This window comes from Pseudomonas shiyinii, from assembly GCF_056725765.1.
The window spans coordinates 1,346,662-1,365,570 of sequence record NZ_CM161522.1 but is presented as its reverse complement, the minus strand read 5'-3'; the positions used below and the strand labels follow the sequence as shown (position 1 = coordinate 1,365,570).

Annotated in this window: 14 protein-coding genes, 1 tRNA gene and 1 pseudogene; 7 read left to right on the top strand and 9 right to left on the bottom strand. The window is 64.9% G+C overall.

Features of this window, described 5'->3' with window-relative positions; genetic code table 11:
* Positions 1–54: 54 nt before the first annotated feature.
* The gene (locus tag ACXHGZ_RS06415) at positions 55–1,296 is read left to right on the top strand and encodes a glycosyltransferase family 4 protein (protein ID WP_480462931.1); all 1,242 of its coding nucleotides are present in this window, start codon (positions 55–57) and stop codon (positions 1,294–1,296) included.
* Here the strand turns inward: ACXHGZ_RS06415 and ACXHGZ_RS06410 are convergent.
* Entirely contained in the window at positions 1,285–2,472 is a 1,188-nt protein-coding gene (locus tag ACXHGZ_RS06410; protein WP_480464000.1) for a molybdopterin molybdotransferase MoeA, read from the bottom strand. The two genes, ACXHGZ_RS06415 and ACXHGZ_RS06410, sit on opposite strands and share 12 nt — an antisense overlap.
* Before the next feature lie 22 nt (positions 2,473–2,494).
* Positions 2,495–3,034 carry a molybdenum cofactor biosynthesis protein B gene (gene moaB / locus ACXHGZ_RS06405; RefSeq protein WP_084859044.1) on the bottom strand — a complete coding sequence of 180 codons (540 nt, stop codon included), beginning with the start codon at positions 3,032–3,034 and terminating at the stop codon, positions 2,495–2,497.
* A 177-nt stretch (positions 3,035–3,211) separates the two neighbouring features.
* Between moaB and ACXHGZ_RS06400 the strand changes: the two genes are divergently transcribed.
* Positions 3,212–3,433 (top strand): YgdI/YgdR family lipoprotein, encoded by a 222-nt coding sequence (locus ACXHGZ_RS06400; RefSeq protein WP_084859043.1) that lies wholly within the window; start codon positions 3,212–3,214, stop codon positions 3,431–3,433.
* Between the two features lie 82 nt (positions 3,434–3,515).
* A tRNA-Pro gene (locus ACXHGZ_RS06395) sits at positions 3,516–3,592 on the top strand.
* Between the two features lie 401 nt (positions 3,593–3,993).
* On the opposite strand, the gene mqo is transcribed toward ACXHGZ_RS06395, so the two are convergent.
* The 4 genes and pseudogenes from mqo to ACXHGZ_RS06375 form a co-directional block, all read right to left on the bottom strand.
* Complete coding sequence (gene mqo, locus ACXHGZ_RS06390) at positions 3,994–5,589, bottom strand: malate dehydrogenase (quinone) (RefSeq protein WP_480462929.1); 1,596 nt, start codon at positions 5,587–5,589, stop codon at positions 3,994–3,996.
* Positions 5,590–6,036: 447 nt separating this feature from the next.
* Positions 6,037–6,741, bottom strand: coding sequence for a methyl-accepting chemotaxis protein (locus ACXHGZ_RS06385; protein ID WP_480463999.1), 705 nt, complete (start codon positions 6,739–6,741; stop codon positions 6,037–6,039).
* Positions 6,742–6,969: 228 nt separating this feature from the next.
* Positions 6,970–7,080, bottom strand: a pseudogene (locus ACXHGZ_RS06380) (hypothetical protein); the annotation flags it as partial.
* Between the two features lie 764 nt (positions 7,081–7,844).
* The gene (locus tag ACXHGZ_RS06375) at positions 7,845–9,608 is read right to left on the bottom strand and encodes an ABC transporter transmembrane domain-containing protein (RefSeq protein WP_480462928.1); all 1,764 of its coding nucleotides are present in this window, start codon (positions 9,606–9,608) and stop codon (positions 7,845–7,847) included.
* A gap of 263 nt (positions 9,609–9,871) precedes the next feature.
* Here ACXHGZ_RS06375 and ACXHGZ_RS06370 point away from each other — a divergent pair, with 263 nt between their 5' ends.
* A complete protein-coding gene (locus tag ACXHGZ_RS06370) occupies positions 9,872–10,045 on the top strand; it encodes a PA1571 family protein (RefSeq protein WP_196145475.1) in 174 nt (57 codons plus the stop codon).
* 137 nt (positions 10,046–10,182) lie between these two features.
* On the opposite strand, the gene pdxB is transcribed toward ACXHGZ_RS06370, so the two are convergent.
* The 3 genes from pdxB to rlmM form a co-directional block, all read right to left on the bottom strand.
* The gene (gene pdxB / locus ACXHGZ_RS06365) at positions 10,183–11,325 is read right to left on the bottom strand and encodes a 4-phosphoerythronate dehydrogenase PdxB (RefSeq protein ID WP_480462927.1); all 1,143 of its coding nucleotides are present in this window, start codon (positions 11,323–11,325) and stop codon (positions 10,183–10,185) included.
* Positions 11,326–11,384: 59 nt separating this feature from the next.
* On the bottom strand, positions 11,385–11,627 hold the full coding sequence (tusA, locus tag ACXHGZ_RS06360; RefSeq protein ID WP_084859038.1) for a sulfurtransferase TusA: 243 nt from the start codon (positions 11,625–11,627) through the stop codon (positions 11,385–11,387).
* Positions 11,628–11,805: 178 nt separating this feature from the next.
* Positions 11,806–12,870 (bottom strand): 23S rRNA (cytidine(2498)-2'-O)-methyltransferase RlmM, encoded by a 1,065-nt coding sequence (rlmM, locus tag ACXHGZ_RS06355; RefSeq protein WP_480462925.1) that lies wholly within the window; start codon positions 12,868–12,870, stop codon positions 11,806–11,808.
* 240 nt (positions 12,871–13,110) lie between these two features.
* On the opposite strand from rlmM, the gene acnA reads away from it, so the two are divergent.
* The 3 genes from acnA to ACXHGZ_RS06340 all read left to right on the top strand — a co-directional run bounded on the left by acnA (position 13,111) and on the right by ACXHGZ_RS06340 (position 18,542).
* The gene (gene acnA, locus ACXHGZ_RS06350) at positions 13,111–15,852 is read left to right on the top strand and encodes an aconitate hydratase AcnA (protein WP_480462923.1); all 2,742 of its coding nucleotides are present in this window, start codon (positions 13,111–13,113) and stop codon (positions 15,850–15,852) included.
* 275 nt (positions 15,853–16,127) lie between these two features.
* Entirely contained in the window at positions 16,128–16,913 is a 786-nt protein-coding gene (locus ACXHGZ_RS06345) for a CPBP family glutamic-type intramembrane protease (RefSeq protein ID WP_480462922.1), read from the top strand.
* A 63-nt stretch (positions 16,914–16,976) separates the two neighbouring features.
* Positions 16,977–18,542 carry a methyl-accepting chemotaxis protein gene (locus ACXHGZ_RS06340; RefSeq protein ID WP_368829521.1) on the top strand — a complete coding sequence of 522 codons (1,566 nt, stop codon included), beginning with the start codon at positions 16,977–16,979 and terminating at the stop codon, positions 18,540–18,542.
* Positions 18,543–18,909 lie beyond the last annotated feature (367 nt).

The following is an 18,909-nucleotide window of genomic DNA, read 5'->3' as shown; positions in this document are numbered from 1 at the left end:
TGCCATATACCCTGGCTGAAACAGCGTACCAGCCGACGACGAGGTAGCGGGGCCATGCGCATACTCTGGACACTGCCCTACCTGCCCTGGCCCACCACCAGCGGCAGCAAGACCCGGCAATATCATCTGCTGCGTGAACTGTCGCGACACGGCCACCGGATCACCTTGCTGGCGCAATCGAAGGTTCCGCTCGGCGATGCTGCCCGCGAAATGCTGGAACCCTTGGTCGAACGCTTGATCGTGCTGCCCCGGCGGCCGCTGCACAGCCCACTCAATTTGTTGGCTTCACCGATCATCGACTACCCCATGCGGGCCATCATCCATGGCCTGGCGCCCTGCCTGCGACACCGCTTCGAACAGTTGCTGGACGAACCCTGGGACGTGATCCAGATCGAGCACAGCTACAGCTTCCAGCCCTTCGAAAAAGCCCTGCAAGCCCGCCGCCTGCCCTTCATGCTCACCGAGCACAATCTCGAGTCGGTGATGGGTACCGCCTGCCATGACCGCCTACCGCTGTGGCTACGCCCGCTCAACGCCTTCGACCGCTGGCGCTACCGGCGCTGGGAGCAGCGTGTGTTGCGCCAGCCCAGCGAGGTGGTGGCCGTCAGTGCCCATGATGCCGAATGGATCGGGCAGATCAGCGGCCGGCCGGTGAACGTGGTGGTCAACGGTGTCGATTGCGACTATTACCAGGACGTACGGCCGGCCTACCGCAGCCAGCGCCTGCTGTTCGTCGGCAACTTCGAATATGGCGCCAACCTCGAAGCCATCGAATGGGCGCTGGAAGAGATCCTGCCGCAGGTCTGGATGAGCAACCCGGCCGTGCGCCTGGCCATCGCCGGGCATGCGCTGCCAGCCAGTTGGAAGTTGCATTGGAACGATCCGCGTATCGAATGGATCGGCTATCGCCCGGACCTGAGGGACCTGCAACGGCGCTCGGCATTGTTCTTCGCACCGCTGCGCTATGCCGGCGGTTCCAAGGTGAAGATCCTCGAAGCCATGGCCGCCGGGCTGCCGGTGCTGACCACCAGCAAAGGGGCGTCAGGCCTGGCGATCAACAGCGGCGAGCACTACCTGGGCAGCGATGACAGCGGCCAATTGGCGCTGTCGATCACGCAGTTGCTCAACCAGCCCTGGCGCATGTGTCAACTGGGCGAGACAGGCCGGCAGTTCGTACGCCAGCGCCACGACTGGAGCGTCGCGGCGCAGCAACTGATGAACGTGCACATGCGCCTGAGCCAACTGGGGCCGATCGAAGCCATGGATACCGCGTTGCTCGGACGCTCAGTCAAGTAACGCGCTGAAAGGAATGAACGACACGCTGTCACCCTGGCGCAACGTGGCGCCTTCATGCACCTCCACCAGCCCCTCGGCCCAGGCCGCACTGCGTAGCACGCCGGAGCTCTGGTTCTTGTAGATGTGCGCCTGGCCGTCTTCGATCCGCGCCCGCAGGTATTCGCGCCGACTTCCCGGTTTGGGCCAGTCGAAGCCGGCCGGCACGCTGAAACGCAGCGGCGTGACCTGCGCCACGCCTTGGCGACGCAGCAGGTAAGGCCGGGTCAGCAAGGCGAAGGTGACCAAGGTCGATGCCGGGTTGCCTGGCAAGCCGATCACCGGGACACCGCGAAAATGCCCGAAGGTCAGCGGCTTGCCCGGCTTGATGGCCAGCTTCCACAACGCCAGCTCGCCCGCTTCGCGCAGCGCCATGCCCAGGTAGTCGGCCTCGCCCACCGAGACACCACCACTGGAAAGGATCAGGTCGACGTCACCAAGCCCCGCGAGGCATTCGCGGGTACGCTGCAGGTCGTCGGCGAGAATGCCTACATCTACCACCTCGCACCCCAGACGCTGCAACCAGCTGGCCAGCAAACGCCGATTACTGTTGTAGATCTGCCCAGGGCCCAGCGGCTGCCCGGGCTCGACCAGTTCGTCACCGGTGGACAACACCGCGACGCGCACCTTGCGCACCACCTCGAGCCGGGCAAGGCCCAAGGTTGCCGCCAACCCCAGCTGGATCGGCCCCAGCCGCGTGCCAGCCGCCATCACCTGTTCGCCTACACGCGTCTCCTGCCCTTGCGGGCGTACGTTCTGCCCGGGCTTGAGCGGCTCGAGGAAACGCACCTGGCCGTTTTCCAGCACCTCGGTGTTTTCCTGCATCTCGACGCAATCGGCCCCCTCGGGCAGCGGCGCGCCAGTGAAGATCCGTGCACACGTGCCCGGCTGCAGCGGTGCTGGGGCATGGCCAGCGAAGATGCGCTGGCTCACCGGCAAAGGCTCGCCCTGCCAATCCGCCAGGCGCAGGGCATAGCCATCCATGGCGCTGTTCGGCCAGGGTGGCAGGTCCAGCTCGGCGACCGCCTCGCGCGCCAGCACACGCCCTTGGGCATCGGCCAGGGCCACACTTTCCGAGCCCTTGATCGGCGCCGCTTCGGCCAGCGCCAGCAAGCGCTCCAAGGCTTCTTCCACCGCCATCAGCGGGCGGGGCTTGGCGACCTCAACCACGGCTTTCACAGGCCGCTGCCTGCTTCAGGTGCGGTACGAAGTTGCAAGGACGATGGCGAGCATCGAGCTGCTCGGCCAGGATACCGTCCCACCCGGTACGCACCGCGTTGGTCGAGCCCGGCAGGCAACACACCAGGGTACCGTTAGCCAGGCCCGCCAAGGCGCGGGACTGCACGGTGGACGTGCCGATATCGGCCACGGAGATCTGCCGGAACAGCTCGCCGAAGCCCTCGACCTGCTTGTCCAACAGGCAGGCGACCGCTTCGGGTGTGCTGTCACGGCCAGTGAAACCGGTGCCGCCAGTGATCAGGACCACCTGCACCTGGTCATCGGCGATCCAGGTGGCGACCTGGGCGCGGATCTTGTACAGGTCGTCCTTGAGCAACACGCGGGCTGCCAGGCGATGGCCCGCCGCGCCCAGGCGGTCGACGAACAACTGGCCGGACGTGTCGGTCTCGAAGGTACGGGTGTCGCTGACCGTGAGCACGGCGATGTTCAGCGGCACGAAGGGGGTGTCTGCCTTGGCTTTCATGGGAGTCCGTCGCAGGAAGAGGAAGATGGCCGCTTTTATATCACAGGCCAGCCGCGACGCCGCCGTTGTTCTGCGTCAATGCCTGCGCAATGGCGCTATGCTGCACTGTGCAAGGAACTTTGCGTGGACGCCCGGCGTCCTACTAGACATCAAGCACGATCGTACTGGAGAAACACAATGATTCAACGGACCCTTCCCGCTTTCCTGCTCGCCCTCGGCCTGGGCGCCCTCGCTGGCTGCGCATCGCCGACCGTCATCACGCTCAATGATGGCCGCGAGATCCAGGCAGTGGACACTCCTGCCTACGACGAGGACTCCGGTTTCTACGAATTCGAGCAGCTCGACGGCAAGCGCACTCGCATCAACAAAGACCAGATCCGCACCGTCAAGGAGCTGTGATTTGAGTGACGCTTTTCGGCAAACACTCTTTTTGCAACAAGGGGTTGCGTCGAAAAATGCGATGCAGTAGGATTTTGTTCATCGGAGTGTAGCGCAGCCAGGTAGCGCGTCTCGTTCGGGACGAGAAGGCCGCAGGTTCGAATCCTGTCTCTCCGACCAAATCCTCTCCAAGAAGCCCGCCTCGAGCGGGCTTTTTGTTGTCTCTGGAAAAGCTGGGGCTTGCGGCCCACGCGGGGGCAAGCCCGCTCTCATAGAACAACGCATGACCATTTGATTTGCGGCACCCTGTGGGAGCGGGCTTGTCCCGCGATTAGGCCGGGCCCGATATCACCGTCGCCTGGCAAGGGCTTCGCCCTTGATCGCGGGACAAGTCGGACCGCCGCACCGCCGCTCCCACAGGGGCAGCATGGGCCGCTTGTTCTCTGCGCGACAGCGCAGCCCGAAGGGCTGGGTGATCTCCCACAAAGAAGCTTGCAATGGCCGCGATAACAACAGATCCCCTCTAGCAGCCTTGCTCTTGCAAAAAACGCCCCTCGGGAGGGGCGTTCTTCTCTATAACGTTACTGCAGCATGGCCGCTTCGGCCACCGCCTCTTCAGGCTGCACCGGAACGTACAGCAACTGCAGGCGCGCACTGCTCCATTCACGGGTCTTGTTGGTCAGCTCGAGGTTGTTGTTCAGCTTCTGGCCGTAGGTCGGCACGATCTCCTTGAGCTTGGCCTGCCATTCAGGGCTCTGGACGCGGTCCTTGAAGGTCTTCTCCAGCACCGTCAGCATGATCGGCGCCGCGGTGGATGCACCTGGCGAAGCCCCCAGCAGCGCGGCGATGGTGCCGTCCTGGGAAGCCACCACCTCGGTGCCGAACTGCAGGATGCCGCCGTGCTCGGGGTCCTTCTTGATCACCTGGACACGCTGACCGGCCTGCAGCAGCTTCCAGTCTTCGTTCTTGGCGTTGGGGAAGTATTCGCGCAGGGCGTTCATGCGGTCATCGAAGCTGAGCATCAGCTGGCCCATCAAGTAGGTGCTCAGGTCGATGTTGTCGATGCCGGCGTTCATCATCGGCATGATGTTGTGCGTGGTCAGCGATGCGAACATGTCCAGCAGCGAGCCATTTTTCAGGTACTTGGTGGAGAAGGTCGCGAACGGGCCGAACAGCAGCACTTCCTTGCCGTCGATCATGCGGGTATCCAGGTGCGGCACCGACATCGGCGGCGCGCCGACCGAGGCCTTGCCGTACAGCTTGGCCTTGTGGCGGGCGACGATGTCCGGGTTGTCGGTCATCAGGAACTGGCCACCGACCGGGAACCCTGCGTAGCCTTCGGCTTCCGGGATGCCGGACTTCTGCAGCAGCTTGAGGGCACCGCCACCGGCACCGATGAACACGAACTTCGCGTTGACGCGGGTTTCCTGGCCGCCGTTGGCCAGGTCCGCCACCACCACGTTCCAGCTGCCGTCGTCGTTGCGCACGATATCGCGCACTTCATGGCGCAGGTGCACCTGGACGTTGGGGTTGCGGGTCATCGACGCGAACAGCTGGCGGGTGATCTCGCCGAAGTTGACGTCGGTGCCGATGGCCATGCGGGTGGCAGCGACCTTCTGCTCAGGCGAACGGCCTTCCATCACGATCGGTACCCACTTGCGGATCTGCTCGTGGTCCTCGGAGATCTCCATGCCGCGGAACAACGAGCTGTGCTGCAGGGCCTCGACGCGCTTGTGCAGGAAGGCGACGTTCTCGTCACCCCAGACGAAGCTCATGTGCGGCACGTTGTTGATGAAGGACTTCGGGTTGCTCAGCACGCCCTGCTCGACCTGGTAGGCCCAGAACTGCTTGGAGACCTCGAACTGCTCGTTGACGTTGACCGCCTTGCTGATGTCGATCTTGCCGTCCTTGCCTTCGCTGGTGTAGTTCAGCTCGCAGAAGGCCGAGTGGCCGGTACCGGCGTTGTTCCAACCGTTGGAGCTTTCCTCGGCGACTTGGCCCATGCGCTCGTAGACGTCGACCTTCCAGTTCGGCTCGAGCTCGGTAAGGTAGGTACCCAGGCTCGCACTCATGATGCCGCCGCCGATGAGCAGGACGTCGACGGACTTTTCCGGCGCACCGGGCTTGGAGCAGCCGATGACGCTCAGGCACAGGAGCGTCAGCAGGATTTTTTTCATAGTTCAATCCAATTGAAGTGAAGTGGCTGGCATTGCCCTGCCCCCGCTGTGCACGCCCGGTTGTTGTTCTGGCTCGCGCGGCCTCTCGCGTCAGCGACGCGCCATCCTGCGGCAACTGGCCTGCAGGACCGGTGAAGGTCGACGCCTGGGGTTTCGATGGATCGGGGCAGGATTACCGTGGGCCCTTGGCCCGGCTCGCCCTCAAGCAGAAGTTGTGCCAGTTTCGCCAAGACCAACGGCTAATAGCTAGGACGTGTGGTCGCACCCCATCTTTAGCGGTTTTGCTGGCGATAATCCGCCACATTACCTTGCCCTTTGGGCATGCAAATGGCGGGTTTCCCCCGCCCGTGTGCCCCCTCCTTCTGTAGGAGCGGGCGTGCCCCGCGATTGCGCCGGGCCTGCCAGCGCATTGCATGGCAAGGGACGCAGGTAGGCGAAACCGCCTTCTCAGGCACTGAGCCGGGACGTGACCTCACCCAACTGCCCGGACAACCCATGCAGGCGTCGCCCGGCCTGCTCGGTATCCTGCACCGCCTGCTGGTTGGCCGTGGCGATACGGGTGATCTCGACCAAGTTACGCGAGATGTCCTCGGCGACGCTGGTCTGCTCCTCGGCGGCGGTGGCGATCTGTCGGTTCATGTCGCGTATCGCCTCCACCGCCGTGGTGATGCGCTGCAGCATCTGCCCGGCCTGTTGCACCTGCTCGGCGCCCTCCTCGCTGCGGCGCTGGCCACTCTCGATGGCCCTGACCGCCTGCAGCGCACCGGACTGCACCGCCTCGATGATCTGGTGAATCTCGGCGATGGACGAGGCAGTGCGCTGGGCCAGGCTGCGCACTTCATCGGCGACCACGGCGAAACCACGCCCGGCTTCACCGGCCCGGGCCGCCTCGATGGCCGCATTGAGCGCTAGCAGGTTGGTCTGTTCGGCGATGCCGCGAATCACCTCCAGGACCTTGCCGATCCGCGTGCTGTCATGCTCCAAGTCGCGAATCACCGTGGCCGTGCCAGCGATTTCATGGTTGACCCGGGCAATGATGTCGATGGTCGCCTGCATCACCTGCTCGCCGGCCTGGGCGCTGTGGTCGGCATCGTCCGCCGCCCGCGCCGCCTCGGCGGCATGGCGCGCCACCTCCTGGGCCGTGGCGGACATCTCGTGCATGGCGGTGGCCACCTGATCGGTACGCTGGAACTGGTCATCGCTACCACGTGCCATGTCGCCGGCAATGCTGCGCAACTGGCCGCTGGCATGCTCCAGATCGTCGGCATTGCCCTTGAGCCGGCCGATGGTCTCGGCGAGAAAATCACGCAAGGTGTTGGCGGCCCGGGCCAGGCGCCCGAGCTCGTCGGCCCGGCGACTGTCGACCCGGGCGGCGAAGCGACCTTGGCTCAGCTGCGCCACATAGTCGATCAGGCCACGGATCGGCTCGACCAGGCTGCGGTTGACCAGCCATAGACTGAACAGGCCGACCAGCAACGCCGATGCCAGCATCACCAGCAGGCCCAGCCACACCGTGCGCTGGGCGGTAGCGTTGATGGACGAGGCGCGCTCCTGGGCATCGGCACGCAACCGCTCGACCAACGCGCTCATCTGCTCGCTGGCGGCACGGTCCACACCTTTGACCGCCGCATCCCCCGCTCCCGGGTCGCCGCCCGCCGCCAGGAAGGCCTGGCGACCACTGACATAGGCCTGGCCCAGCTGGCGATGGCTTTCCCGCAGCTGCTGCAGGCGCAGCGCCAGGTCGCCTTCGCTGCTTTCGATCAACTGCCCGAGCAACGTCTGCACCCGCTGCTCGCGGGCCTGGAACTGCTGCCAGTACTTGTCCAGCTCAGCAGGTTGCCGACCCCGCAAGAGCACATTCTTCCATTCCTGCACCTGGATTTTGAATTGCAGATTGGCCTCGTCGATCAACTGCGAGTCATGCAACGGCCCGTCGACCAGCTCGGCATAACCGCGCACGCTCGAGGACAGGAACTGGAAGCACACCAGGGCGATCAGCAACATCGCCGCCAGGCTGCCGCCGAGCAGGGCCAGGATTTGCATTCTGAGGGATTTACGCAACATCGGTCGATCTCGGGAACAAGGCTGTAGGGAAACGGCATGCCGAGGGGCGCCGCAACGACATCCTTGCCCTCGTTCGCAGGCCAAAAAAAAGCTGCCATCAATCGATAGCAGCCAGGTCGAGCACTTACGCAACAGTTGAGCGAGATAGTCTCAAGCCTTTGCTACAAAAATGTTACAGCCGCGCAAAGCGTCTAGCCCGGGCTGAACTGCAGGGCGGCCAGGCGGGAATACAACGGGCTTTGCTCGATCAGTTGGCGGTGGTTGCCCACCGCCACCACGCGCCCGTGGTCGATCACCGCGATGCGCTCGGCATGCTGTACGGTGGCCAGGCGGTGGGCGATGACCAGGGTGGTGCGCCCGGCCATCAGGGGCGGCAGCGCCTGCTGGATCAGGTGCTCGCTCTGGGCATCGAGGGCGCTGGTGGCTTCATCGAGCAACAGGATCGGCGCATCCAGCAGCAGCGCACGGGCAATCGCCAGGCGCTGGCGCTGGCCGCCGGAGAGCCCTAGGCCACCCTCCCCCAGGAGGGTCTGGTAACCCTGGGGCAGTTGTTCGATGAACGCGTGGGCATGGGCGCTGCGGGCCGCCGCCTCCACCTCGGCCAGGCTGGCCTCGGGCCGCCCATAGCGGATATTGGCCTCGACAGTGCCGCGAAACAGCGCCGGGTTCTGGGCTACCAGGGCAAACTGACGACGTAGGTCGCCTGGGTCCAGCTCGGTGATCGCCTGGCCATCGAGCAGGATCTGCCCACGCTGGGGGTCGTAGAACCGCAGCAACAGGTCGAACAACGTGGATTTGCCAGCCCCCGAAGGCCCGACCAGCGCCACGGTCTGCCCCGGCTCGATGACCAGGTCCAGGCCATCGATGGCCGCCACGCCAGGGCGCGACGGGTAGGCAAAACGCAGGTCGCGCAGCTCGATGCGGCCACGGGACCGCCCCGCAGCCAGGGCGCTCGCCTGCAGCGGTGGCAGGATCGCGCTGCGGGCCGCCAACAGTTCGGCAATGCGCTCGGCCGCTCCGGCAGCACGCTGCAGCTCGCCGATCACCTCGCTGAGGGTGCCGAAGGCACTGCCGACGATCAGGCTGTAGAACACGAAAGCGGCCAGTTCGCCCCCGGAAATACGCCCGGCGATGACGTCCATGCCACCGACCCATAGCATCACCCCGACCGCCCCCAGCACCAGCACGATCACCAAGGTGATCAACCAGGCGCGTTGGGCAATCCGCCGCCGGGCCACGGCGAACGCGGCCTCCACCGTATCGGCGAAACGCTCGCGATCCAGCGCCTGATGGTTGTAGGCCTGCACGGTCTTGATCTGGCCCAGGGTCTCGGCCACATAGCTACCCACGTCGGCCACCCGGTCCTGGCTCTGGCGCGACAGGCTGCGCACCTTGCGACCGAACAGCAGGATCGGCGCCAGCACCAGCGGCAACGCCAATACCACGATGCTGGTCAGCTTGGGGTTGGTGACGAACAGCAATGCCACGCCACCGATCACCATCAAGGCATTGCGCAGGAACATCGACAACGACGAGCCGATCACCGACTGCAGCAAGGTGGTGTCAGCGGTCAGTCGCGACTGGATCTCCGAGCTGCGGTTGTCCTCGAAGAACCCCGGATGCAAACCGATCAGGTGATCGAACACCGCCCTGCGAATATCCGCCACGCAGCGCTCGCCAATCCACGAGACCAGGTAGAACCGGCTGAACGTACCGACCGCCAGGGCCAGCACCAGCAGCAGGAACAGGCCGATGGTCTGGTTCAGCTGCTGGGGAGAACGGGTCATGAAACCTTGGTCGACCAACAGGCGGATGCCCTGGCCCATCGACAACGTGATGCCGGCGGTGACCACCAGCGCCAACAAGGCCAACACCACCTGTTTGCGATACGGGCGAATGAACTGCCAGGCCAGGCGCAGGGCGCGGCGTTGACGGGAAGAAACCGATTCGGGCATGAAAAGACCATCCACTGCCAGGAGATTGCACACTACCACTGATCCGCTCGAACGGAACCGCAAGCCCCCACCCGGCGTCGTTTGACAGCGAGGCCCAGCGATGGGAAGCACGAACCGGTCCCTATGCGCTTTCGTTCTAACAGGCCTCTGGAGCTTTACCACACTTTCTGGTGGACTATCCCTGTCGCGACGCCAGGGAGCTGTCACAGGCCAGTCACGGCAACGGGGTTATCCTGAGCTTGAACCTGATGAGGAGACAGGACATGAGCTTGCAACATAGCAGCGAAGCACCGAAGACTACCCACCAGCCGCAGCCGAAGGTGTGCGGTTCGATCATCGACGCCCAGGGCCGCGAGGTCCCGATCACCGAGCAGATGATCCAGCAGGCCTGCAAGGAGCTGGAGGAAAGCCGGGTGAAACAGGTGCCCAAGGCATAAGCCAAGAATGACTTCGACCCGGCGCTTGCGCCGGGTTTTTATTTGCCTTTCGCCGGCAAGCCGGCTGCCACAGGCTCTGAAAACAGCGCAGGACAGGTGGGAGCCGGCGTGCCGGCGATAGCAGCAGCCAAGGAACGTCAGGCGAGCACAGCGCCCAGCGCGTTGACCACCTGCGCCAACTGCGGCGCCTCGCCCCGCAGGCGCACTGCCAGCCCCTCGATCTCGCGCCGCACCGGGTAGTGCTTGCGCAGCAGGTCGAACGCGGCACGCTGCTCGGCCGGCTCTTCGCTCAAGCTGCGACGGAAATCCGCATCGTCGCGACGCGGGTCGTACACCGCGCGACACAAGGTGGCCAGGGCCCAGGCGGGCTCGGCACTGGCGTCCAGGTCAACCTGCGCCAGCGCCGGTGCCGGCAGCAGGTCGGCCAGCTGCACTAGCTCGGGTTCACCCCGCCAGCGGCAGAACGCCTGGTAGATCTGCGCCGTACCGCGCTGCTTGCCATCGAGGCTATAGCCGGCGATATGCGGTGTGGCCAAGGTGCACAGGTCGGCCAGGTCCAAGTCCACCTGTGGCTCGCCTTCCCATACATCCAGCACCGCCTGCACGTCTTCGCGATCGAGCAGCAGCTCGCGCAGCGCATGGTTGTCCACCACCGCGCCACGGCTGGCATTGATCAGCCAGGCTCCCGCCCGCAGGCGCGCCAGCTGCGGCGAGCCCAGCAGGTGCCAGGTCGGGTGTTCGCCGCCGCGCTGCAACGGCGTGTGCAGGCTGATCACGTCACAGGTTTCGAGCAAGGTATCGAGGCTGACGAAATCCCCGCCCTCCTGCGCCTGGCGGGGCGGGTCGCACACCAACACCTTCCAGCCCAGGCCACGCAGCACGCGCACCAGACGCTCGCCCACCTGCCCAGCACCGACCACACCGTACACCCGCTCGCTCAGCCTGGCGCCATCGAGCTCGGCCAGGGTCAGCAGGCTACCCAGTACGTAGTCCACCACGCCACGGGCGTTGCAACCCGGCGCGCTGCTCCAGTGGATACCGACTTGGGCGAAGTAGTCGAGGTCGAGGTGGTCGGTGCCGATGGTGCAGGTACCGACGAAGCGTACCTGGCTGCCTTCGAGCAGTCGCCGGTCGACCTGGGTCACCGAACGCACCAGCAGTACATCGGCGTCCTTGACGCAGGCCGCGTCGATGCTGCGCCCTGGGTAACGGCGGATCTCGCCGAACCCGGCGAAGAAGGCATCGAGCAGCGGGATATTCTCGTCGGCAACTATCAGCATGGCGCTCTCCTGTCAGGGGAACGCAGTGTAGGCCCTCTGCAGGGCGTGATCCAGCGGGCTCAGTCGGCCTTCTTGCGGATCCAGTACAGGTAGGTGCCAGCCTGCTCCTGTTGCTCCAGCAGTTCATGGCCGAGGAAGTTGCAGAACTTGGGGATATCGCGACGGGTCGAGGGGTCGGTAGCGATCACTTTGAGCAGGCCTCCAGCGGCCAGGTCACGTACATGCTGGTGCAGCATCATCACCGGCTCCGGGCAGTTCAGGCCAGTGGCATCGAGGACGGCGTCAGGGGTGAATTCGGTCATGGGGGGCTCCAAATGATGGGGCATTGTCGCGCATCGGGCGCCAGGCTCCAAGGGGGGCAGCCTTCAGAGCCAGCCAATCGCGGACAAGCCCACCCCCACGGATTGGACCACCCTGTGGGAGCGGGCTTGCCCTGCGATCAAGGGCGAAGCCCTTGCCAGGCGGCAAACCTATTGCAGGTTACCGCGGTTTGAGGTCCAGCCGCTGCAGGTGGCAAGTGACCTCCTCACGGTCGTGATACAGCTGCTTGCAGGCGATCGACACCTTGATCTTGCGCGCCTTGAAGCTAGCCTCGATCCGGTCGAGCAGCCGACGCACCTCGGCATAGCGCTGCTTCATCGGCAACTTGAGGTTGACCACCGCCTCACGGCACAGCCCCTCGCCCAGCCAGGTCTCGATCAAAGCCGCCGTGCGCGCAGGCTTCTCGACGATGTCGCAGACCATCCAGTCCACCGTCTGCCGCGGTTGCCAGGTAAACCCATCGGCCATCAGGTGCTGGACCAGGCCAGTGTCCATCAGGCTCTCGGCCATGGGGCCGTTGTCGATGGCAGTCACCAACATCCCGCGCTTGACCAGTTGGTAGGTCCAGCCGCCTGGCGAAGCCCCCAGGTCGACGCCGGTCATGTCATCGTTCAGGCGTTGATCCCATTGCTCGCGCGGGATGAACTGGTGCCAGGCCTCTTCCAGCTTGAGGGTCGAACGGCTCGGCGCCTCGCGTGGGAACTTCAGACGCGGGATGCCCATGGGCCAAAGCGCCGAATTGTCGGCTTCGGCCAGACCGACGAAAACCCGCCGGCCACTGATGAACGTCAGCAGCAGGCGGGGCCCGCCCGCCTTCTCTATCAGGCGCCCGGCCTTTTCCAGCGCTTTGCGCAGCGGTACTTCGAATTTGCGGCAGAAGGTCGACACCTCCTTGCCTTCGTTGCTGTCGAGCACCTCCAGCCACAGGCTGCTGCACACCGGGTAGCTGGCCAGATGCTCGAGCAGGACACTGATACGGTCGCTTTCCGGCAAGTCGATAAACAGGCCTCGGGCCCACTGGCGCGGGAAGATCAGCCGATCGAAGCGCAGTTCACGCATCAGCCGCTCGCCGCCGTCGGGTTCGGCGCAGACGAACTCGGCACAGGCACTCTGCGGCTTGCCCTTGGCGTAGCCGGCAACGCCCAGACGGGCGGCGTGTTCGCTGATTTCGGCGCAGACCTCGCCCTCGAAACCGGGCCGGCAATGCATGAACAGGGTATTCATCTTTCACTCCACTTCGCTGGCATCGGTCGCCAGCCTTGATCCGGCGCAAGGCAGGCGCCGGCAGGGCGGCGATGATAAAGGAAGATCGGAACCTGCGACACGCCCCACCGGTCCAGAATTGAGTCAGGGTCGGCAAACCGGTCTACCCTGAGCATTCAGCCAGGTCCGTGCCGTGCGGACCGTCACAGAGCGGTGACACCGGCCTGGAATTGCCGGGCACCGGCGCAGAAGGAGTTGGCAATGCCCTCGCTCGATAGCCTGAACAGCCTCAAGACACTCAAGGTCGCAGAGCAGACCTACCACTATTTCAGCCTCGCCGAGGCCGCCCGGCAGCTGGGCGACCTACAGCGCCTGCCCATGTCGCTCAAGGTGTTGCTGGAGAACCTGCTGCGCTGGGAGGACGGCAAGACCGTCACCGGCGATGACCTGCAGGCTCTGGCCGACTGGCTCGGTGAACGCCACTCGGACCGAGAAATCCAGTACCGCCCGGCGCGAGTGCTGATGCAGGACTTCACCGGCGTGCCCGCCGTGGTCGACCTGGCCGCCATGCGCGCGGCCATGGCCAAGGCCGGCGGCGATCCGCAGCGGATCAACCCGCTTTCTCCGGTGGACCTGGTGATCGACCACTCGGTGATGGTCGACCGCTACGCCAGCCCCGCCGCCTTCGCCCAGAACGTCGACATCGAGATGCAGCGCAATGGTGAACGCTACGCCTTCCTACGCTGGGGCCAAAGCGCGTTCGACAACTTCCGTGTGGTACCGCCGGGCACCGGGATCTGCCACCAGGTCAACCTGGAATACCTCGGCCGCACGGTCTGGACCCGCGAAGAGGACGGTCGCACCTATGCCTTCCCCGACACCCTGGTCGGTACCGACTCGCACACCACCATGATCAACGGCCTGGGCGTGCTCGGTTGGGGCGTGGGCGGCATCGAGGCGGAAGCGGCGATGCTCGGCCAGCCGGTGTCGATGCTGATCCCCGAAGTCATCGGCTTCAAGCTGACCGGCAAGTTGCGTGAAGGCATCACCGCCACCGACTTGGTGCTGACCGTGACCCAGATGCTGCGCAAGAAAGGCGTGGTGGGCAAGTTCGTGGAATTCTACGGCGATGGCCTGGCCGATCTGCCCCTGGCCGACCGCGCCACCATCGCCAACATGGCGCCCGAATACGGCGCCACCTGCGGGTTCTTCCCGGTCGACCAGGTGACCTTGGACTACCTGCGCCTGTCCGGGCGGCCGGAGGCCACCGTGCAACTGGTGGAAGCCTATTGCAAGGAACAAGGGCTGTGGCGTCTGCCTGGGCATGAACCGGCGTTCAGCGACACTCTGTCGCTGGACATGCACGACGTCGAAGCGAGCCTGGCCGGGCCCAAACGGCCCCAGGACCGCGTCGCACTGTCCCAGGTCAGCCAGGCCTTCGACCATTTCATCGAGCTGCAGCCCAAGCCCCTGGCCAAAGAAGTCGGTCGCCTGGAAAGCGAAGGTGGCGGCGGCGTGGCGGTCGGCAATGCCGACCAGGCCGGCGAGATCGACTACACCCACGAGGGCCAGACGCACACCCTGCGCGACGGCGCCGTGGTGATCGCGGCAATCACCTCCTGCACCAACACCTCCAACCCGAGCGTGATGATGGCCGCAGGCTTGGTGGCCAAGAAGGCTATCGAAAAGGGACTTACCCGCAAACCCTGGGTGAAAAGCTCCCTGGCGCCCGGCTCCAAGGTGGTCACAGACTACTTCAAGGCCGCCGGCCTTACCCCCTACCTCGACCAGCTCGGCTTCGACCTGGTCGGCTACGGCTGCACCACCTGCATCGGCAACTCCGGCCCGCTGGACGACGCCATCGAGCATGCCATCAGCTCGGCGGACCTGACCGTGGCCTCGGTGCTCTCGGGCAACCGTAACTTCGAAGGTCGCGTCCACCCACTGGTGAAAACCAACTGGCTGGCCTCGCCTCCCCTGGTGGTCGCCTATGCCTTGGCCGGCAGCGTACGCACCGACCTGACCCACGACCCGCTGGGCACCGGCAAGGATGGCCAGCCGGTCTACCTGCGCGACATCTGGCCCAGCCAGCAGGAGATCGCCGATGCCGTGGCCAAGGTCGACACGGCCATGTTCCACAAGGAGTACGCCGAAGTCTTCGCCGGCGACGCGCAGTGGCAAGCCATCGAGGTGCCCCAGGCAGCCACCTATGTCTGGCAGGCCGACTCCACCTATATCCAGCACCCGCCGTTCTTCGACGACATCGGTGGCCCACTGCCGCAGATCCGCGATATCCAGGGCGCACGCATACTCGCCCTGCTCGGCGATTCGGTGACCACCGACCACATCTCCCCGGCCGGCAACATCAAGGCCGAGAGCCCGGCCGGGCGCTACCTGCGCAGCAAGGGTGTGGAACCCCGCGACTTCAATTCCTATGGTTCGCGACGCGGCAACCATGAGGTCATGATGCGCGGCACCTTCGCCAACATCCGCATCCGCAACGAAATGCTGCGGGGCGAGGAAGGCGGCAATACCGTGCACGTGCCCAGCGGCGAGAAGCTGTCGATCTATGACGCGGCCATGCGCTACCAGGCGGAAGGCACGCCACTGGTGGTGATCGCCGGCCAGGAGTACGGCACCGGCTCCAGCCGCGACTGGGCGGCCAAGGGTACCAACCTGCTGGGGGTCAAGGCGGTGCTGGCCGAAAGTTTCGAGCGTATCCACCGCTCCAACCTGGTGGGGATGGGCGTGCTGCCGTTGCAGTTCAGGGCCGGCGAAGACCGCAAGGTCCTGGGTCTGACCGGCACCGAGCGCATCGACGTGCTGGGCTTGACCGGCGCGCAGGTCCACCCCGGCATGACCCTGCCGCTGCGCATCACCCGCGAAGATGGCCAACAGCAACAGATCGAAGTGCTATGCCGAATCGACACGCTCAATGAAGTGGAGTACTTCAAGGCGGGAGGCATCCTCCACTACGTGTTGCGGCAATTGATCGCAGCGTGAACCCATGACCCGGGCTCTGCTTGCTTCATGGGAGCTGGCGGAGCCTGCGATGAGCCGCAAAGCGGCCGTTAAGGCGGCACCCTGTGGGAGCGGCATTGGCCGCTTGTTCTCTGCGCGATAGCGCAGCCCGAAGGGCTGGGTAATCTCCCACCGAGATTGCGCCGCTGCTAAATCACTGTGGCCGTTGTGCCGCGATTGGCGGCCCCAATGACGTGTCTTGGACGACACCCGGTGAGTCGTACCCTTACCTGCCTCACCCTCGACAAGGACTTCCGATGCCCCTCCCTCACATCAGCGCCCTGCTCCTGCTCGGCTTCGGCTACCTCCTGGCCTTGGCATATGGCAGCCTCGGCCTGGCCAGCCTACCCGCTTTCATCGCCCTGCTCGGCGCCTACCTGCTGGTCCGCCGCCAGGTACGCTGGCAACAGGTCCTTGGCCATGCCTCCTTCATTGCCCTGGCCATCGCGCTCGCCCTGCATTGGCTGCCTGGCTTCAACGGCGCCAAGGTGATCGACAAGGCTGTCTTCAGTCCTGGCGCCGTCCCCTTCTCCATGTACCTGAACCTGGACAAACCCCTGATCGGCTTCTGGCTGCTGCTGGCCTGTCCCTGGGTCCTGGCCTGGCGGGGTCGCGGCTGGGGGGCGAGCCTGGCCCTGACGTTACCTGCTACCGTGCTCGTCTGCCTGGGCGGTGCCTGGGCTGCAGGGCTGGTGGCCTGGGCACCGAAATGGCCGGACCACGCCTGGATCTGGCTGCTGAACAATCTGTTGCTGGTAAGCCTTACAGAAGAACTGTTGTTCCGCGGCTACATTCAGGGCGGCCTGCAACGCCTGTTCGGCCATGGCCACTTGGCCTTGCTCGCTGCCGCCGTGTTGTTCGGCCTAGCGCACCTGGGAGGCGGCTGGCAATGGGTCTGCCTCGCCAGCCTCGCCGGCATCGGCTATGGCCTGGCCTATCGCCATGGCGGATTGCTCGCCGCCGTGCTGTGTCACTTCGGCCTGAACCTGGCGCATTTCGTAGGCTTCACCTATCCGATGCTAGCGCCCTATCCAATCCATTAAATAAACACTCAATAAAAGTCCGGACATGCCGATACCAGTCCAAAGCCTTGCGGATTGAGCCCCATGCGTAACAACCAGCCCATTACCCAGAGAGAACGGACGTTTCCTGCCGAGCAGCGGTTGATCTCCACCACCAACGCCAAGGGCGTGATCACCTACTGCAACGATGCCTTCATCGACATCAGTGGTTTTTCTCGCGAGGAGCTCACGGGCGCGCCCCATAACCTGGTGCGTCATCCCGACGTGCCGTCGGCGGTGTTCGCCCATATGTGGCAGACCCTCAAGCAGGGCCTGCCTTGGATGGGCATCGTCAAGAACCGCTGCAAGTCCGGCGACCATTATTGGGTCAATGCCTATGTCACGCCTGTGTTCGAACAAAACCAGGTGGTCGGCTACGAGTCGGTGCGGGTCAAGCCCACGGCCGAGCAGATCCGCCGGGCCGAGGCGCTGTACCAGCGCATCAACCAGGGCAAGCCGGCAATCCCGCGGCGCGACAAGTGGCTGCCGGTGCTGCAGGACTGGCTGCCGTTCATCCTGATCAGCCAGATCGGCTTCTGCATCGGCAACTGGCTTGGCCATTCCTGGGGCTTCGCCCTGGCGGCGGGCCTCTCGGTGCCGCTCGGCCTGCTGGGCCTGGGCTGGCAACAACGCGGGCTCAAGCGCTTGCTGCGCTTGGCCGAGCAGACCACGTCCGACCCGTTGATCGCGCAGATGTACACCGACAGCCGCGGCGTCCAGGCACGCCTGGAAATGGCCATGCTCAGCCAGGATGCACGCATGAAGACGTGCCTGACGCGCCTGCAGGACAGCGCCGAACACCTGAGCGACCAGGCTCGCCAGTCCGATGCGCTGGCCCACCAGAGCTCTACCGGGCTCGAGCGCCAGCGCGTGGAAACCGAGCAGGTGGCCGCCGCGGTCAACCAGATGGCCGCCACCACCCAGGAAGTGGCCAACCACGTACAGCGCACCGCCGACGCCACCCAGCAAGCCAACCGTCTGACCAGCCAGGGCCGTCAGATCGCCGGGGAAACCCGTGAAGCCATCGAGCGCCTGTCGGTTGCCGTTGGCGAAACCGGGCAGACCGTCACCCAACTGGCCAAGGACAGCGACGAGATCGGTGGTGTGGTCGATGTGATCAAAGGCATTGCCGACCAGACCAACCTGCTGGCACTGAATGCCGCCATCGAGGCTGCCCGGGCGGGCGAGATGGGGCGTGGCTTCGCGGTAGTGGCCGATGAGGTTCGTCAGTTGGCCCAGCGCACCGCCGAATCCACCGGGCAGATCCACGGCCTGATCGCCAAGCTGCAGCAGACCGCCAGCAATGCGGTACAGACCATGGAAAATGGCCATCGCCAGGCCCAGGAGGGCGTGGAGCGCGTCATGGAAGCCGACCAGGCACTGGTAGGCATCAGCGAAGCGGTAGCCAATATCACCGACATGGCCACCCAGATCGCCGCCGCGACCGAAGAACAGACCGCCGTGGCCGACGAGATCAGCCGCAACATCAGCACCATCGCCGACCTGGCGGACCAGACGGCCGAACAGGCGCAGCGTTCGGCATTGCTGAGCGAGGAACTGACCAGTACGGCCGGCAGCCAGTATTCGCTGGTGGAGCGGTTCAACCGCTGAGGCTTGGCCTGACGCAGGGCTGCTTCGCAGCCCATCGCCGGCAAGCCGGCTTCCACAGTGATTTCGCAAGTCTTGAGCGCGGCGCAATCTCGGTGGGAGCTGGCGACAGCCTGCGATGGGCTGCAAAGCAGCCCTAAGCCCTCAAACGGTGGAGCCCCTCCAGACTCAAGGGGCCGCTTTGCGGCCCATCGCAGGCTGTCGCCAGCTCCCACCAAGCAAGCGGAGCCTGGGCCGTATTTGCACGGCTGGGAAAACCAACCGAAGGAAATTTGGGCGTGTCCAGCACCAAAGAATTTCCCACATGTACCGCCCCTGTGGGCTTGTCCCGCGATCAACGGCGAAGCCCTCATACCGGTCCGCCGACCGG

What these genes read in the sequence shown, in the direction of transcription:
- rlmM (WP_480462925.1), bottom strand. Translation starts at nt 12,870, where the DNA reads ATGAATACCCTGTTCATGCATTGCCGGCCCGGTTTCGAGGGCGAGGTC.
- pdxB (WP_480462927.1), bottom strand. Translation starts at nt 11,325, where the DNA reads ATGCTGATAGTTGCCGACGAGAATATCCCGCTGCTCGATGCCTTCTTC.
- ACXHGZ_RS06385 (WP_480463999.1), bottom strand. Translation starts at nt 6,741, where the DNA reads ATGTCCGCCACGGCCCAGGAGGTGGCGCGCCATGCCGCCGAGGCGGCG.
- tusA (WP_084859038.1), bottom strand. Translation starts at nt 11,627, where the DNA reads ATGACCGAATTCACCCCTGACGCCGTCCTCGATGCCACTGGCCTGAAC.
- ACXHGZ_RS06370 (WP_196145475.1), top strand. Translation starts at nt 9,872, where the DNA reads ATGAGCTTGCAACATAGCAGCGAAGCACCGAAGACTACCCACCAGCCG.
- mqo (WP_480462929.1), bottom strand. Translation starts at nt 5,589, where the DNA reads ATGAAAAAAATCCTGCTGACGCTCCTGTGCCTGAGCGTCATCGGCTGC.
- ACXHGZ_RS06375 (WP_480462928.1), bottom strand. Translation starts at nt 9,608, where the DNA reads ATGCCCGAATCGGTTTCTTCCCGTCAACGCCGCGCCCTGCGCCTGGCC.
- moaB (WP_084859044.1), bottom strand. Translation starts at nt 3,034, where the DNA reads ATGAAAGCCAAGGCAGACACCCCCTTCGTGCCGCTGAACATCGCCGTG.
- ACXHGZ_RS06340 (WP_368829521.1), top strand. Translation starts at nt 16,977, where the DNA reads ATGCGTAACAACCAGCCCATTACCCAGAGAGAACGGACGTTTCCTGCC.
- acnA (WP_480462923.1), top strand. Translation starts at nt 13,111, where the DNA reads ATGCCCTCGCTCGATAGCCTGAACAGCCTCAAGACACTCAAGGTCGCA.
- ACXHGZ_RS06345 (WP_480462922.1), top strand. Translation starts at nt 16,128, where the DNA reads ATGCCCCTCCCTCACATCAGCGCCCTGCTCCTGCTCGGCTTCGGCTAC.
- ACXHGZ_RS06415 (WP_480462931.1), top strand. Translation starts at nt 55, where the DNA reads ATGCGCATACTCTGGACACTGCCCTACCTGCCCTGGCCCACCACCAGC.
- ACXHGZ_RS06400 (WP_084859043.1), top strand. Translation starts at nt 3,212, where the DNA reads ATGATTCAACGGACCCTTCCCGCTTTCCTGCTCGCCCTCGGCCTGGGC.
- ACXHGZ_RS06410 (WP_480464000.1), bottom strand. Translation starts at nt 2,472, where the DNA reads ATGGCGGTGGAAGAAGCCTTGGAGCGCTTGCTGGCGCTGGCCGAAGCG.